15 protein-coding genes are annotated in these 14,710 nt (G+C 61.2%); 2 read left to right on the top strand and 13 right to left on the bottom strand.

From position 1 onward, the window contains the following. Positions 1 to 38: 38 nt before the first annotated feature. Genes TSACC_RS07500 through TSACC_RS07455 form a run of 10 tightly spaced genes read right to left on the bottom strand, consistent with a single transcriptional unit; the run spans position 39 to position 10,732 of the window. Complete coding sequence (locus tag TSACC_RS07500; RefSeq protein ID WP_075078738.1) at positions 39 to 743, bottom strand: c-type cytochrome; 705 nt, start codon at positions 741 to 743, stop codon at positions 39 to 41. Further along, complete coding sequence (locus TSACC_RS07495) at positions 740 to 1,354, bottom strand: cbb3-type cytochrome c oxidase subunit II (protein WP_075078737.1); 615 nt, start codon at positions 1,352 to 1,354, stop codon at positions 740 to 742. Before TSACC_RS07495 ends, TSACC_RS07500 begins: the two co-directional genes overlap by 4 nt. After that, positions 1,351 to 2,745, bottom strand: coding sequence for a cbb3-type cytochrome c oxidase subunit I (locus TSACC_RS07490; protein ID WP_075078736.1), 1,395 nt, complete (start codon positions 2,743 to 2,745; stop codon positions 1,351 to 1,353). Before TSACC_RS07490 ends, TSACC_RS07495 begins: the two co-directional genes overlap by 4 nt. Then, positions 2,742 to 3,101 (bottom strand): hypothetical protein, encoded by a 360-nt coding sequence (locus TSACC_RS07485; protein WP_075078735.1) that lies wholly within the window; start codon positions 3,099 to 3,101, stop codon positions 2,742 to 2,744. Before TSACC_RS07485 ends, TSACC_RS07490 begins: the two co-directional genes overlap by 4 nt. After that, the gene (locus TSACC_RS07480) at positions 3,101 to 4,282 is read right to left on the bottom strand and encodes a hypothetical protein (RefSeq protein ID WP_084400281.1); all 1,182 of its coding nucleotides are present in this window, start codon (positions 4,280 to 4,282) and stop codon (positions 3,101 to 3,103) included. Before TSACC_RS07480 ends, TSACC_RS07485 begins: the two co-directional genes overlap by 1 nt. Beyond that, positions 4,279 to 4,971, bottom strand: a complete 693-nt coding sequence (locus TSACC_RS07475; protein ID WP_101927829.1) for a c-type cytochrome — start codon at positions 4,969 to 4,971, stop codon at positions 4,279 to 4,281. The genes TSACC_RS07480 and TSACC_RS07475 overlap by 4 nt, the downstream gene beginning before the upstream one ends. 4 nt (positions 4,972 to 4,975) lie before the next feature. Further along, positions 4,976 to 5,536 (bottom strand): DUF3341 domain-containing protein, encoded by a 561-nt coding sequence (locus TSACC_RS07470; RefSeq protein WP_202815924.1) that lies wholly within the window; start codon positions 5,534 to 5,536, stop codon positions 4,976 to 4,978. Further along, positions 5,536 to 6,939, bottom strand: a complete 1,404-nt coding sequence (nrfD, locus tag TSACC_RS07465) for an NrfD/PsrC family molybdoenzyme membrane anchor subunit (protein WP_075078734.1) — start codon at positions 6,937 to 6,939, stop codon at positions 5,536 to 5,538. The genes TSACC_RS07470 and nrfD overlap by 1 nt, the downstream gene beginning before the upstream one ends. 2 nt (positions 6,940 to 6,941) lie before the next feature. Beyond that, positions 6,942 to 10,070 (bottom strand): TAT-variant-translocated molybdopterin oxidoreductase, encoded by a 3,129-nt coding sequence (locus TSACC_RS07460; RefSeq protein WP_075078733.1) that lies wholly within the window; start codon positions 10,068 to 10,070, stop codon positions 6,942 to 6,944. Continuing rightward, entirely contained in the window at positions 10,067 to 10,732 is a 666-nt protein-coding gene (locus TSACC_RS07455) for a cytochrome c3 family protein (protein ID WP_075078732.1), read from the bottom strand. The genes TSACC_RS07460 and TSACC_RS07455 overlap by 4 nt, the downstream gene beginning before the upstream one ends. 133 nt (positions 10,733 to 10,865) lie before the next feature. Here TSACC_RS07455 and TSACC_RS07450 point away from each other — a divergent pair, with 133 nt between their 5' ends. Further along, a complete protein-coding gene (locus tag TSACC_RS07450) occupies positions 10,866 to 11,348 on the top strand; it encodes a DUF192 domain-containing protein (RefSeq protein ID WP_237763916.1) in 483 nt (160 codons plus the stop codon). Between the two features lie 6 nt (positions 11,349 to 11,354). On the opposite strand, the gene TSACC_RS07445 is transcribed toward TSACC_RS07450, so the two are convergent. Together TSACC_RS07445 and TSACC_RS07440 are read right to left on the bottom strand one after the other, a co-directional pair. Beyond that, on the bottom strand, positions 11,355 to 12,863 hold the full coding sequence (locus tag TSACC_RS07445; protein WP_075078731.1) for a putative Na+/H+ antiporter: 1,509 nt from the start codon (positions 12,861 to 12,863) through the stop codon (positions 11,355 to 11,357). Between the two features lies 1 nt (position 12,864). Further along, entirely contained in the window at positions 12,865 to 13,509 is a 645-nt protein-coding gene (locus TSACC_RS07440) for an NAD(P)H-dependent oxidoreductase (RefSeq protein ID WP_075078730.1), read from the bottom strand. Between the two features lie 95 nt (positions 13,510 to 13,604). On the opposite strand from TSACC_RS07440, the gene TSACC_RS07435 reads away from it, so the two are divergent. Beyond that, positions 13,605 to 14,147, top strand: a complete 543-nt coding sequence (locus tag TSACC_RS07435; RefSeq protein WP_075078729.1) for a hypothetical protein — start codon at positions 13,605 to 13,607, stop codon at positions 14,145 to 14,147. Here the strand turns inward: TSACC_RS07435 and TSACC_RS07430 are convergent. Beyond that, positions 14,144 to 14,710 carry a pseudouridine synthase gene (locus TSACC_RS07430; protein ID WP_075078728.1) on the bottom strand — a complete coding sequence of 189 codons (567 nt, stop codon included), beginning with the start codon at positions 14,708 to 14,710 and terminating at the stop codon, positions 14,144 to 14,146. The genes TSACC_RS07435 and TSACC_RS07430 overlap by 4 nt on opposite strands.

Here is a 14,710-nt window from a genome sequence, read left to right as displayed (position 1 = left end):
TCAGACATGCGGCGCCGGATGGCGAACACGCGGATATTTCAGGGAACCCGGGGAGTCTGATCGAGGTTGGCCACCGGGGTAGGAGCAGGCTCGACCACCGGCGGAGGCGAAACCTGCCGGGGAATCTCCTGCAGTTCCTTTTGCGTCCATGCAGCCTGCCGTCCCCTGGTTTCCTCCCGGATCATGGCGACGAATTCCTTCGAAATGGGTGGGGCGGAATTCCCCCATTCCGATCGTATGTAGGTGAGAATTGCGGCGATTTGCTCGTCTTTGAGCACCCCTCCCCATGGAGTCATCACATTGTTGAAATCCCGACCTTCCACCGTGATCGGTCCCTGAAGACCGTGAAGCACGACCCGTACGAGATGGTTATCGCCATGCCATTCCTGTCCGAGCACCCATTCGCTGCCAGCCAGTGGCGGGTAGGTTCCCGGTATGCCCATGCCATTCGGCTGATGGCAGGCTCCGCAATTTTGCATATAAAGCCGTCGACTCATCATTCGCGGGTCTGGTGGCGGAGCGGGCGAGCCGCTGCCCTTTCCCGCGACCGAACGAGCGGGGTCGTAAACCGAGGCGCTGAATCCTCCGCTATTTGCCCAAAGGAACATGCCTCCCACGAACATCACGCCCATGATTACCCCGACCAGCCACAGCTTGACCGGCTCGCGGGCGGCCGAGGCATGGAGTTCGACGAGGTCGATCGCCTCCTGCGGTGAAGTGGAATCGCGCTGCGGATCGCTCATTTCACCTTCTCCAGCGGCGCCTCCGGCAGGGCGTAGTCTTGCCTGAGCGAAAGCAGATAGGCTGCGAGAGCTCGCGCCTCGGGAGTGGGAACCACTTCGTACCCTGTCGGCGGAACATACGATCCTCGCAATCCCACCAGCGCCTCGGCAGATTGCTGCCCGGAGATCGGCCTTACGATATAAAGATACTGATAAGACGGCATGGCGGAGCCGGTTTGGTACAGCAGGCGATGAACCTCCGCCTCGTCTCTAGCTCGCAGACCGAAATTCGCCAGATCCGGTCCGATGCGCAAATACCCGAAGGCGGCGGGTTGCTGGTAAAGAAAGTCCCTCGCCACGGTGCGCCGGGAACCGAGCTTTTTCTCGATGTCCCCGCTGATCGCGGCGGGCCGCACCTGCTGGGTGTGACAGTAGGCGCATCCCTCGGCGGCATAGACTCTCTGCCCGGCCTCAGCCAGCCCCGATAGCGCAGGCGGCAGAGTCGAGCCACTGACCTTATCCGCGACAGGAGCGAGATACCCAAGCGTCATGTACGAATACATCGCGACGCCCAGCCATGCCGAGGCAAAGACCAGCACCACTCCGACGATGATCGCAGGCGTCCGGTTCATGGCGGCGTAATCAGGTGACGGACCAAAGCCCGGTGAACTCGGAGAAAAAGACACACCGCCCCAGCGAGAAAGATCAGTAATCCCAGCAGCGCCAGGAAGCGGAAAGGCATCACGTAATCCACTGAGTGGCTGAAAACGATTCCCGGGTCGGATTGGGCGAACCCTTGCAGGATTCCCCCCAGCACAAGACATACCGACGCCGCCCCGACGCCGATGACGGTAAGCCACAGGTGCCATGACCCGAGCCTCTCCGCCAGCGGATCGCGCCGCTCAAATTGCGGCAGGACGAATTGGATCAGCCCGCCCAGCGACAAGGTCACAAAGCCACCGAGCCCGAGCAACCCGACAGCGACGGCAATGTCGGTGAAGTTAAAAACTCCCGCCACCGGAGGAATCGCGAGGATGGCTGCCAGCAGGTACGTGCCAGCGAATGCCCCGATACCGGCAGCCGCGTGGCGCAGCGGGAGAGTCCACTCGGAGGTGCCTTTCAGCACGCCGAAGACATTCACCCCGGCGATCAACACCGGGACCACCATGAGGAACGAGCTGACAAAGCCCACGCTCGCCATCCACGCCGGGACGGGGCCGCCGACCATTCGGCCCAATCCGCACCATGCGGCAAAGACCATAAAGCTCCAGAAACCCAGCAGGCTGAGATTGTACGCAGCGAGCCTGCGCCCGAGCACCTGAGGCACGATGTAAAAGATCGCCGCCAGCGAAACCGGCGCGAGCCAGAGGTTCATCATCCCCCCGGCAAACCACGCGGCCACCGGAGCCTGGGCTGGACCCGGGATAGGCAGCCAGACCAGCAGGACATTGCCTGTTACGACGAGCCAGGGGAAGCACAGCATCCCCGCCACGAGATACCACGAGGAGGCAAAAGTTCCCGAGATTCGCCGCCCGCGGAAAAGCGCATACCCCCAGATCGCCGTGGCCGCATAGGCGAGCAGGATCGTTACGATGGCGAAGGGCGGAAGTTCCAACAGCAGCAGCCCATTTCCCCCGCGAGCCGCGATGGAGCAAAGACCGAGCAGCAGGGCGAGATTCCACGCAGCAAGGGCGCAGTAAGGCAGCCGCGCCGAGGAAATGGTGACGCCGCCGAGGCGGGACAGGAGATACAGGATCGCCACGATCGCAGAGAGCGACCCCCAGCCAAAGACAAGAGCATTGATCCCCGCCGGAACCAGCCGCCCAAAGGCAAGCACGGAAATGCCTCTGAGAAAGGCGGGATTCACGACCTGGACCCCGGCAATGATCAGCAAGGCCAGGCCGACCACCAGCCAGCTTGCGGCTGAGGCGGAAAACCACAGCAGCAAGCGCGGCAGCGGATCAGTCCAGCCCTGCGGCCAGCGTCCCGCATTTTTCACGGAGTCTGACAAACCGGAGCTCATGGCGTGGCAACTGGGCTGGCCGAAGGCGACGCCTCCGGCACTGGCGGGAGCGGGACGGCACGCGGCGATGTCCCTGCATATTCCCTGACGACGAGTTCCATCGCGCGCTCGATGGGCATTTGAAACGAGTCCCCTGCCCGGTCGATCACGGCATAGGTATTCAGCCTCTCGGTGTCCCTCTTTCGGAGCTCCGCCAAGGCTGCACGTCGTTCCTCCGCACGAGCCGCATCCATCGGAGCCGGCCCCGGATCACCCGTGCGCACGACGAACACCGCCGCCGCAAAGAGCGCGAATACGCCCAAGCCCCCGGCGATCAACCGGAGCGGAAAATGGCGAGGCTGTGGGGATACGGACATCAGTTTTGCAGATCGATGGATTGTTGCAGCCTCGGGTCGCGTACCGGGTAAATCGCAGAGTCGCCGAGCGCTTTCAGGTACGCCGCGACGAGCGCCGCGCCAATCGCAACCACGGAAAGCAAATCCATGAGGCTCGGGCGGAACCCGCCGCGATGCAGTTCCGGCAACACCATCAGATAGACATCCAGCAAATGCATCGCGAGAATCCACCATGCCACTCCGCAGAGAAAGCCGGGACGACGTTTGCCAAAGCTCGGCAGCAAAAGCAGGAACGGCACGATGAAATGCCCCACCACCAGCAGGATGCTAAGGACATTCCAACTCCCGGTATTGCGCAGGATAAAGTAGCTCGTTTCCTCCGGGATGTTGGCATACCAGATCAGCATGTATTGGCTAAACCCAATGTAGGCCCAGAAGATCGTGAAAGCGAGGAGGAGCTTGCCCAGGATATGATAATGCTCCTCCGTGATAACCCCCTGGAAATAGCCCACGGAGCGCAAAGCCGTCACCACGAGCACCAGCACGCAAAGCGAACTCAACGCAGCCCCGGCGAAAAGATAGACGCCCCACATCGTGGAGAACCAATGCCAGTCGAGGCTCATCAGCCAGTCGACCGCCGCAAAGGTGACACACAGGACCACCGGCACGATCGAGGCAAAGGCCACACGCCGATTATAAACCGTGCACCGCGCTGACCCGCTCGCATCCTGCGCCACCGAATACGCACGCAGCAGATACGCCGAGCCGATGAAAACCGCGAAATAAACCAGCGTACGCCCCCAGAAGAACGGGCGATTCAGATACGCCGCCTTTTCCTGCAACACCGCATTGCCCGCATTCGCCGAATCCATCCACGCCCACAAGACGGGTGCAACGAAGACCAGCGGAATAAACAAAACCGCCAGCGCCGAAAAGAGGCAGGCGATATTTTCCAACTGCCGCCGCATCCCCACGCTCCATTCGGCATCCACCGCATGATGCACGACCACCCAGAACAACGCCCCCAGCGAGATCGTGAAAAAGAACACGAAGGCAAAGAGATACGAGAACGCAAACTGCCGCACGTCGAGGAACGCGCCGATGAGCAAGCCGAGAAACGCCAGCACCGCGAGCGCGCATGCGGCAAGGAAGCCGTAGCCCACATGGCGGTAATCGAATTTCTGATCAGGTCGCAGGCTCATGGCGTGGAAAGCAGTTTTGCCCGCTCCTCCGGTGGCAGTTCGCTGGCCGTCGCGCCGCCCTGGGATTTTTGCAGCGCACGCAGATAGGCAATGATGGCCCAGCGATCCGGCACCTGCACGCGATCGCCGAGGCCGAACATTGTGTTCTTGCCGTTCGTGATCGTGTTGAAAATCTCGCCATCCGACATCGTGCGCAGCCGCTCCTGATGGAGGCTTTGCACGGTGTTTAGTCCGAATTGCTTGGCCATGCCATCCCCCGCCCCAGTGGCGCCATGGCAGATGGCGCAGTTGATCGTATAGCGTTCCTGCCCGCGCCGCATGGTCTCCATCGTCACCTCAAAAGGAATGCCGGTTCCCCATTGGGCGCCGATGCGTCCGGTATTGAAATAATCCGTGCCCGTCCCGAAGTTCACGCGATCGTACGGACTGGTGGATTCCGTCACGACCCCCTTGATTGGACGCTCCTGCGGCTGGTCGTATCCGAGCGGCACTGTTCCAGGCACGGGCGGACGCGCCGCGCGCCCGTCTGCATAAAATGTACTCGGGTCCTGGGCCTTCACCTTCGGCTGGCGATCCATGTCGGGGAAAATCTCAAAGGGCGGAGCCGGGGACTTTTGCCCGCGCACGCCGAGCATCACGACCACCAGGATCGCGACGAAGGCCAGCAGGATGAAAAAGGTGCGCAGCATCCGGTCAGTCCTCGTGGATTATGGTTACGTTGCTGCCACCGAGTGAGGCGAGGAATTCCGCGGCCTCGGCTGGAGCGAATTTCGGATCGCGTGATTCGATCACCGCGAAGAATCCATCAGCGCTCACACCCTTGAAACGCTCCCAGTTGAAAAGCGGATGATTGAACCGGGGGAGCCCGATTATCATCAGCAAACCGATGAAAGCGGTGAATGCCGAGAAAAGCACCGTCGTTTCAAAGAGAATCGGGAAGTAGGCCGGGATGGCAAAAAAACCGAACGGCTTTCCATGGAGGATGAGCGGATAAATGACTGCCGACGGGATGTATTGCAGCGCCATTGCCGTGAGAAAACCCGTCAGACCGCCGATGAAGACGATCCGCCCCAGCGGTGAACGGCGGAATTGGACAGCTTTGTCCATTCCATGAATCGGAAAGGGCGAAAAAACATCAAAGCTCTCATATCCCGCCGCGCGAATCTCCTTCGCGACCCGCAGGAGGTCGGCGGCCGACGCAAACTCGGCGCCCACTCCATACATGGGCGAGGCGGTGTTACCGGCGGTGTCCATCAGGGGTTTCCTCCTTGATGAGAATTGGCTGACGGCGCCACCGCCTTGACTTCAAACATGCAGATCATGGGCAGGAACCGGATGAAAAGCAGGAACAGCGTACCAAAGAGCCCAAACGTCCCGGCAAACATCGCGACATCCACCCAGGTCGGGTGAAACATGCCCCATGACGACGGGAGGAAATCACGGGTCAGCGAGGTCGCCACGATGACGAAGCGCTCAAACCACATCCCGACATTGGCAAACATCGCGATGACAAAGACCCAGATCACATGCGTCCGGAAAAAGCGGAACCAGAGCAACTGCGGCACGGCGACATTGCAGAGGACCATCAGCGCATAGGCCCACCAGTACGGCCCCGTCGCCCGGTACCAGAAGGTGGCGCGCTCAAAGGGATTGCCGCTGTACCACGCCATGAACAGCTCCATGAGGTACGCGTATCCGACGATGGATCCGGTAAAGAGCAGGACCTTGCACATCTTGTCGATGTGCGAAACGGTGATCAGATCGCCCAGCGGACGATAAACCGCACGTGCCGGAATAAGGATCGTCAATACCATCGCAAACCCGCCAAAAATCGCCCCGGCGACGAAATACGGCGGGAAGATCGTTGTGTGCCATCCGGGAATCACCGAGGCCGCAAAGTCGAACGAAACCACCGAGTGAACCGAAAGCACAAGCGGTGTGGAGAGCCCTGCGAGCAGCAGGTACGCCATTTCATAGTGCCTCCATTGCCGATTCCCCCCTCGCCATCCCAGCGCGAGAATGCCGTAGAAGAACTTGCGAACCCTCGTCGTCGCACGGTCGCGCAGCGTGGCGAGGTCGGGAATCAGCCCGGTGTACCAGAAGAGAACCGAGACGAGGAAATACGTGAGGACCGCAAAGGCATCCCACATCAGCGGACTGCGGAAATTTTGCCAGATCCCGTTGGCATTCGGCACAGGAATGAGGAACCACGACATCCAGACACGCCCCACATGCATTGTCGGATAGATCGCCGCGCAGATCACGGCAAAGAGGGTCATGGCTTCGGCAGCGCGATTGATCGAGGTGCGCCATTTCTGGCGGGTAAGGAAGAGAATGGCCGAGATCAGCGTGCCCGCATGGCCGATGCCGATCCAGAAGACGAAGTTCGTAATATCCCACGCCCAGCCGACGGGGTGGTTGTTACCCCACACGCCCACCCCCGTGGCGACGAGATAGGTGGTGCAGGCGATCAGCACAAGCAGCAGGGTTCCCGTGATGGATATCGCCACCCACCACCAACGCGGCGTTTGGGCCTCGACGATGGAGCTGACATAGTCCGAAATCCACCCCATCGTGCGTCCAGGCGCAACGAGCGGCGGACGCTCCACCGCAATGCGGGCACTTTCCTCGGCAGGATTGAGTGTTCCTTCCGCCATGGCTAGTGATGAACTCCCTCCGGTCCGTTCGCCATTCCCACGCTGCCAGCGTCCGGCATGGCGGGGTTGGGATTCTTGATGCGGGCGAGATAGGTCACGCGTGGCTGCGTGTTCAGGTACTTCAGCGTCACGTACCCGCGATCGCTCTGGCGCAAACGCGTCACGCGATCCTTCGGGTCCGCAATATTGCCAAAAACAATCGCGTCGCTCGGGCACGCCTGCTGGCAGGCCGTCTGGAACTTCGGCACCGGCACGTCGTACTTGTTCCGAGGTCCGGCCTGCACCATGCGAGAGATTTTTGCCTCCTCGATCCGCTGAATGCAGAAGGTGCACTTCTCCATCACGCCACGCATGCGCACGGTGACGTTGGGGTTCTTCACCATCTTGAGGCTGTCTGCCATGCCCTTCGGCGCGAGCGGTCCCCAGTAAAGCTCCTCCAGCGGACGCTGGTTGTAGTCAAAATAGTTGAACCGCCGAACCTTCCACGGGCAGTTGTTAGCGCAATATCGAGTGCCGATACAGCGATTGTAGGCCATGAGATTCAACCCCTCCTCGCTGTGCACGGTGGCGTTGACCGGGCAGACGGACTCGCATGGCGCGTTCTCGCAGTGCTGGCACAGCATCGCCTGCGCCAGCATCTCGGGATTTTCCGGGCTTCCGGCAAAGTAGCGGTCAATACGCATCCACGCCATGTCGCGATTGCGTCGCACCTCCGCCTTGCCGACCACGGGTACATTGTTCTCCGCCTGGCAGGCCACGGCGCACGCGCTGCACCCGATGCAGGTATTCAGGTCGATCGCCATGCCCCACTGCTCCGGGGCGGTCAGCCTGGGATGCTCGTAAAGTGATGTCGTGGGCGGGTTGTGCGCATCCACGAGGCCCATCGACTGCACGAACTTTGGGTCCGTCTTGTATCGCTCCCGCGTTCCCTCGCGGAACAGGTCGCGGCCTTCCATGCTTTTGTGCTCCTGCGTGCGCGCGAGCGGATAGGTTCTCCCCGTTACACTCACCGAGATTGGCGTGCGGAAGCGCGGGCCGTCGCTCGTCCGCATCGGATAGGCATCGAAGCCGACATTTTCAAACAGCGCCGACACGCCTTTGCGTCCATATCCAAGCGCGAGCGAAATCGAATCATCCGCATGGCCCGGGGCAACAATCGCCGCCGCCTCGATGGCGACGTCACCCGCCTTCAGGGTGATCAGGTCGGCCACCATGTCGAAATCGACCTCGTGATTGATCGCGGTCACCTTTTGCAACAGGCCAAAGTTATTGGCGCGAATCCCCAACCGCGCCGCCGTCGCCGGGCTGACCAGCGCGACATTATCCCATGTCACCTTTGTCTCAAAGTCCGGCGTCTCCTGCAGCCAGCTGTTATTAGCATACCGCCCGTCATCGACGCTTGAGCTTTGAAGGAAGACCAGTTCGATCCCCCCCTCAACCGGAACGGCGTCCCCAGCAAGCCTCACCGCCTCATTCGCTCGAAACGCGAGTTCCCTGGCTGCCGCCTGCGAGCCGGGCAGAAAGCCATCGCGTAAAAATTCACTCCATCCCTCAACGGACGTCGCTCCGGAAAGGAGTCCATATGTTTGCCGGACCAGATCGAGACCCGATGGCTGGGCATTTCCCGCCAATCTCGCGAGTATTTCCAATTCCGACACCCCACCCCAGAGCGGCAAGATCATGGGCTGGATCGCGGTATAAGTTCCTTCGAACGTCCGCGCGTCGCCCCAGGCTTCCAGATAATGCGCTGCGGGAACATGCCACTCGGAAACCGTCGAGGTCTCGTCCTCAAACATCCCGACCCGCACCACCTCAGGCACACGAGCCAGCAAGTCGCGAAAAACGAAATTCGCCGGGGCATTGTAGGCGGGGTTTCCTCCGAGGATGAAAAGCGTCTTCACCGCACCCGCACGCATCGCCTCCACGAGCTTCCCGAGCGGCGCTGTCGGCGGGGCCTCATCGGCCACGCCGAGAATCGTCATGCCATGGTTGCCCAGCGCCTCATTGATGCCAAAGACGAGCGCCTGCACCCACGCCGGCTGTTGACCTCCGGCGAGTACGAGACTTCGTCCGGGATTTCTCGCCAGATCCGCCCCGCATTCCGCGATCCACTTTTCATCAAAGTCCGCCTTGGTCTGGGGGGCCGCGCCCAGCACCGTCGCGAGTCCGGAATGATTGGTCAACTCAACGATCCGCGTCGCCAGCCTTCGGGTAAACTCCCCGATGAGCGAGGCCTTGCAGCGATGGCGATGATCCGCCATGCCGCCCGTACAGGTGAAGTGATTCTCCACCACATAGAGCCGGTTCATCGGAGCGCCGGGCTGGTCGGGATTCCGGCGGGGATAGAAGCCCGCCGCATAGGCAGGTCCGTACTCGCTGGCGGAGGAAAGAAAATCGCTATCGAGCGCGAGGATCACGTCCGCGCGTTCAAACTTCGGCACGAGACGCACTCCCGGCCCAAAGACCGCCGCCACCGCTTCGTGATCATCGCCGAGCGGCTCGTATTCGCTCCAGATCAGACCGGGGAAGCGCTGCTCGATCTCGCCCCGCAGTCGGTCACGCGTAGGCGAGTTTTTCCGCTCGACCAAAAAGGCCAGCCCCTGCGGGCGCTTCTCGCTGAGTTGGGCGAGAAAAGCCTCAAACTCCCCGGCCAGTACCTCGCGCCCGCCGCGCTTCACTGCCCGCGACCGGTGCGGATCGTACAAATCCAGGACGCTGGCCTGGGCAAAGGAATCTGTCGCCCCATTGCTGGCAGGGTGCAGGGGATTGCCCTCCAGCTTGGTGGGACGCCCGTCGACCGTGCTCGCCACCAGCGGCATCGCCCCTCCACGAGTCGGCATCGCCGTGGCGTAATAGAGAAACTTGCCCGGTACACTCCACTCGACACCCTTGGTAAACGGCACGAGTTGCGCCTCGGGGCGTCGGCATCCCGTCAGCGCGGTAAGGGCGACAGACGCGCCCATCAGTTTCACGAAATCCCGTTTGGTCAGCCCGGAGCCATTTTTCTCGATACCGCCCGGAAACTCCCGCTCAATGACCTGCGCAAACTCCGGTGTATTCTCCAGCTCGGCAAAGCTTCGCCACAGCGCCGGGCGGCTTTCACGCGGGGGATGAGGCAATTTCCGCTTCATCGGTGGCACCCTCCGCAATCCGTGGGCGGATTCACCCCCCACTCTGCCTTGAACTTGCTGCCGAGTTGGTACTGCTCGTGCGCCGACGTGGCCTTCCAGTTCAGGTTAAACACTTCCGAGGGAGGCCGCAGCGCGTTCTCCGGCTGGCGATGGCAGTCCAGGCACCAACTCATGCTCTGCGGCTCGTGCTGATAGACCACCTCCATCGTATTGACATTTCCATGACAGGAAAAGCAGCTTACCCCGCGATTCACGTGCGCCGCGTGGTTGAAATAGACGTAATCCGGCAGCCGGTGGATGCGCACCCAGTTCACCGGGGGACCATCCATTTTGCCCTCGTTCCAGGCGGCTCGTACGGGAGCGAGTTTCGGGCTGTCAGGCTTGATCTGCGTGTGGCAGCTCATGCACGTTTGCACGGAGGGCACATTCGAGTGCGAGGCCACCTCGACAAAGCTGTGGCACGTCCGGCAGTCCATGCCGAGCTGGTCAACGTGCAGGGCGTGGGAAAAGGGAACCGGCTGCGTCGGCTGGTAACCCACTTTTGTATATTTCGGGGTAAAATAATAGGTGACCGCCGCAGCGATCGAGAGAGTCAGAACGCTCAGGCAGACAACCACTTTCCACGGAAGCTGATTTGTCCATTTCGGGAAGAAGTTGGCCATTTCGGTCGAGTCTCCTTTCGGGGGGCGAGACTCACATATCCCCCTGCCGGACGTGGGGTGCCGACAATTGCTCGCAAGAGCCTAAAAATGAATACCCCGTTGGCAAACTTTTTCGGGCGGATTGCGGAAATTCATGGCAGTAATCGGCGTCCTCAATATGACTAACGCCATGAGATTCTCCGTGTGGATTTGCGCCCTGTTCTCAGCGGGCGCGCTTTGGGCTCAAACGGCCGCCCAGCCGACTCTCCCGACCGTAAAGCTCACGATCAACGGCAAGGCGCTCACCGCCGAGGTCGCCGATGACAATACCGAACGCGCCACCGGCCTGATGTTCCGCGAAAAGCTGGCCGAGGACAGCGGGATGCTCTTCGTCATGCCCCAGGTGGATGAGGCTACGTTCTGGATGCGCAACACCCTCATCCCCCTCTCCGTCGCCTACATCGATCCCACCGGTACCATCCTCGAGATTCACGAGATGAAACCCCGGGACGAGACCCCGATCCGGAGCAAGTTTCCCTATGTCGCCTATGCCCTCGAGATGGATAAGGGATGGTTCGAGAAAAAGGGCATCCTCCCGGGAGACCGGATCATCGGCCTCCCCGCAGCTCCCCGTTAATCAAGCCTATCGCAGAAGCATAAAGGCCGCCGCCGCAATGAGCGTCGGCCCGAGCGCACCGGCCAGCAATCCCAGCGGATTGACCCCTCCGGGTCCAAAATGCTTTTGCAGGAGCGACTGGCCCGCCGGATTCGGGGCATTGGCGATCACCGTCAAGCCGCCACCGACCACAGCGCCGGCCACGACAGCATACTCGAGGGCATCGCTGAAGTTCGGCACCAGCGTCGCCAGGTAGGTGATGGCGGCATTGTCGTTAAACGCCGTCAGCAGCACCGCCCCGCCAAAGAGCGGCCACTCGCCCAGCCCGCCCAGCACCGGGGCGATCCACCACTGCTGGCAGCCGCCGTGAATGACCAGGGAGGCGAGGAAAAAACCCACCAGCATCGGACCGCGCAGGCTGATCGTAAACTGATGCCGCTCCGTCGCCTTCACATAGGCCAGGAAGAAGAGCAGACCGAGCAGAACCAGCGCCGGATGATGCGCCACCAGCACCGTCCAGGTCACGGCGAGCAGATGCACGACCGTGACCGTCCAGGGGATCGGGATGTCGTTCGACTCATGGCGAGGTTCAGGATTCGCCTTCATCGCGAGCAACTCGCGCGAGAAGATTGCCAGCACGAGGAGATTGGAGCCGAGAATGGAAATCGCCGCCTTCCAGCCGAAATGGCTCATCATGAACTCCAAGCCCCACTGCCATTTCGTTGCCACCATCACCACGGGGGGCGCGGCAAAGTGCGTGAACGTCCCGCCGATGGACACATTGACAAAGAGGAGGCCGAGTGTCGCATAGGCGAGTGCTTTACCGGGCTTGAGCTTGTAAAACCGCTCTCCCAGCAGCATGGCGCTGATCGTCATGGCCGCTGGCTCGGTGATGAAGGAGCCAAGGATCGGCCCGAGGGTCAAAATCGACAGCCACCATGCGGCGGGAGTCCCCTTCCCCACGGCAGCGACCATGGCTAGGCACTTCTCGGCCACGAAGAGGATGGGCCGGGAGCTCGCGATCGCCATGATGACAAAGACGAAGATCGGCTCCGTGAAGTTCACCCCATCCACGTAATGCACCATGGAGCCCCACCCCTTGAAGACCACGATGGCGATGCCGAGAGGAATCAGCCAGATGCCGAAGATCGCCTCGATTTCGCCGAGGAAGTGAAACAAGGTCGCGCGGAATTGCAGGCTGTCGCGCTGCCTCGCCACCCGGTAGCCATCTGCGCGCTCGTCACGGTCCTCCAGCACGTCGTACCGATGTCGGTAATCGTGGGCTATCTTGAGGAACTTCGACGCAAAAAAGGTATGCACGATCGCGAGAAGGAAGATGCCTGTCGCGATGAGGTTAAACGGGTCGGTCGTGATCCGTCCCGCCAGCTTGGCTTCCAGCGACGGGACATTGTCGTCGTGATAGCTCTCGAGCGGAAGCGGGAAGGTTCCGCTCCCCTCACCGGAAGCCGCATCAGCGACCCCGATCCCGGCCAGCAAACAGGCCAGGATCAGGAAAAGGAGCGCTCGCGCTGCCACCCTAGATGTACTGGATGACCTGGCTCTTCTCGAAGCGCACCTTCGGAAGCTTGGCGTATTTATCCGTCTCCGCACGGTATCCCGCCGGGCAGGCCGCCACGGTGAAGTAGCCGGAACCTTCGAGACCGAGCACCTTGTCATATCCGGCCGGATCGAGCCCCTCCATCGGGCAGGTGTCGACGCCAAGCAAGGCCGCTGCCGTCATGAAATTGCCGAAGGCGATGTACAGCTGCCGCGTCGCCCAGGAACGCACGTCGAACTCCGACTCCGGCTTGGAGATGAAGCCATTAACCACCGCCTCGAAGCCGGAAAGCTGCTCGACCGGAAGGCTGCGAACCTCTGCGGTGCGCAGGATATGCTTGCGCACGTCATCTGCGGTCACCGGGTGCTTCACCGCAAAAATCACCAGATGCGAGGCATCGACCACCTGGGTCTGGCCCCAGGAATGAGGAACGAGTTGCTGGCGCACCTCGGGATTGTTGACCACGAAAAACTTCCACGGTTGCAGGCCGAACGAGGAGGGCGAAAGCACGAGCGCCTCTTCCAACGCCTGCCAGGTCGCCTCGTCGATCTTCTTTGCGGGATCGAACTGTTTCGTCGCATAGCGCCACCGGAGGGCGGCCAGAATCGTTTCCGTCGGCTTCATGGCGATCAAAAGGAGCCTTGAGGCGCAATTTCCGCAAGTCAAAAGCGACGCGTTTGGGCTTGTCGGATCGATTACCGCTCGTCTAAACGAAACACATGAGTCCGCAACTGTTGCAAACAAGCGCGATCGTCGTCTCCATCGGTCTACTCACCTCCGCCTGCGAAAACCTCTCTCCGGGCGAAAATGCCGGTCTTTTCGGAGCCGCCGCCGGGCTGGCCACGGGCATCCCTCTCGCAGCGGCTGGAGTCGATCCGGCCATTACCATTCCCGTCACCGCCGGGGCCGTCGCCGTGGCAGGAGTAAGCGCCTACGTGATCGCCAAGTACCAGGCCAGCGAGCGCCAACGCAAGATCGCCGAGCAGCGCGCCCGGGTTTATCTCGCCGAGCAGGCCCAGAAGCAGAAAGAGCAGCAAGCCGCCGCAGCCGCCAAGGCGAAACAGCAAAAGAAACCCCGCTACATCGCGGTGCAGACCGTGAAGGAAGACACCAACCAGGGGAAATCCCAGGTCATGATCTTCGATACTCAGAGCAACGAACTCGTGGGCAACAATGTCTACGATCTGAAATCTTCGCCCAAAGTAGGCCAGACGACCAAGTTTGACACCTACACGGCCGAGTACGTCGGTACGGGGTCCTAGCCGAATATCTGCCGTCTCTCACCTGCTGTCAGCTCGGTCCATTGGCCGGGCTGAAGGTCGGGAGGAAGACGATATTCGCCTATTTTCATCCGGATGAGCCGCAGTGTGGGAAATCCCACGGCGGCGGTCATGCGGCGCACCTGTCGATTTCTTCCCTCGCGGAGTTCCAACTCCAGCCAGGATGTCGGAATGTTCGCCCTATACCGGATGGGCGGATCACGCGGAGGCGGCTCGGGATTCGGGACGATCGGTCTCCCTCGCGCAGGAAGGGTTTTCTTTCCTTGAATCACCACCCCCTGCTCCAGCTTGCGGGCAGCTTCGGCGGTGATCTCCCCCTCCACCTGCGCCCAGTACGTCCGCCAATGGCTGCGGCGGGGATCGAGGAGCCGGGTATTTAGTCCGGCCTCATCACTGAGCAGGAGCAGCCCCTCGGAATCATAATCGAGCCGTCCGAGCGGATAGACGTTTTTCGGAAAGCCGAACTCCGCCAGCGTCCGCTGTCCCTCCACATCGGGAGTGAACTGCGAGAGGACGTTGAAAGGCTTGTGCAGCGCCAGCAGCAT

This window comes from Terrimicrobium sacchariphilum, assembly GCF_001613545.1.
In the GTDB taxonomy this organism is placed as follows: domain Bacteria; phylum Verrucomicrobiota; class Verrucomicrobiia; order Chthoniobacterales; family Terrimicrobiaceae; genus Terrimicrobium; species Terrimicrobium sacchariphilum.
This window is presented reverse-complemented; position numbering and strand designations above follow the sequence as displayed.

Excerpts from the sequence above, each read along its gene's own strand:
- TSACC_RS07475 (WP_101927829.1), bottom strand. The coding sequence starts at position 4,971 with ATGCTGCGCACCTTTTTCATCCTGCTGGCCTTCGTCGCGATCCTGGTG.
- TSACC_RS07440 (WP_075078730.1), bottom strand. The coding sequence starts at position 13,509 with ATGAAGCCGACGGAAACGATTCTGGCCGCCCTCCGGTGGCGCTATGCG.
- TSACC_RS07500 (WP_075078738.1), bottom strand. The coding sequence starts at position 743 with ATGAGCGATCCGCAGCGCGATTCCACTTCACCGCAGGAGGCGATCGAC.
- TSACC_RS07435 (WP_075078729.1), top strand. The coding sequence starts at position 13,605 with ATGAGTCCGCAACTGTTGCAAACAAGCGCGATCGTCGTCTCCATCGGT.
- TSACC_RS07480 (WP_084400281.1), bottom strand. The coding sequence starts at position 4,282 with ATGAGCCTGCGACCTGATCAGAAATTCGATTACCGCCATGTGGGCTAC.
- TSACC_RS07430 (WP_075078728.1), bottom strand. The coding sequence starts at position 14,710 with ATGCTGCTGGCGCTGCACAAGCCTTTCAACGTCCTCTCGCAGTTCACT.
- TSACC_RS07460 (WP_075078733.1), bottom strand. The coding sequence starts at position 10,070 with ATGAAGCGGAAATTGCCTCATCCCCCGCGTGAAAGCCGCCCGGCGCTG.
- TSACC_RS07495 (WP_075078737.1), bottom strand. The coding sequence starts at position 1,354 with ATGAACCGGACGCCTGCGATCATCGTCGGAGTGGTGCTGGTCTTTGCC.
- TSACC_RS07450 (WP_237763916.1), top strand. The coding sequence starts at position 10,866 with ATGGCAGTAATCGGCGTCCTCAATATGACTAACGCCATGAGATTCTCC.
- TSACC_RS07470 (WP_202815924.1), bottom strand. The coding sequence starts at position 5,536 with ATGGACACCGCCGGTAACACCGCCTCGCCCATGTATGGAGTGGGCGCC.
- TSACC_RS07485 (WP_075078735.1), bottom strand. The coding sequence starts at position 3,101 with ATGTCCGTATCCCCACAGCCTCGCCATTTTCCGCTCCGGTTGATCGCC.
- nrfD (WP_075078734.1), bottom strand. The coding sequence starts at position 6,939 with ATGGCGGAAGGAACACTCAATCCTGCCGAGGAAAGTGCCCGCATTGCG.
- TSACC_RS07455 (WP_075078732.1), bottom strand. The coding sequence starts at position 10,732 with ATGGCCAACTTCTTCCCGAAATGGACAAATCAGCTTCCGTGGAAAGTG.
- TSACC_RS07490 (WP_075078736.1), bottom strand. The coding sequence starts at position 2,745 with ATGAGCTCCGGTTTGTCAGACTCCGTGAAAAATGCGGGACGCTGGCCG.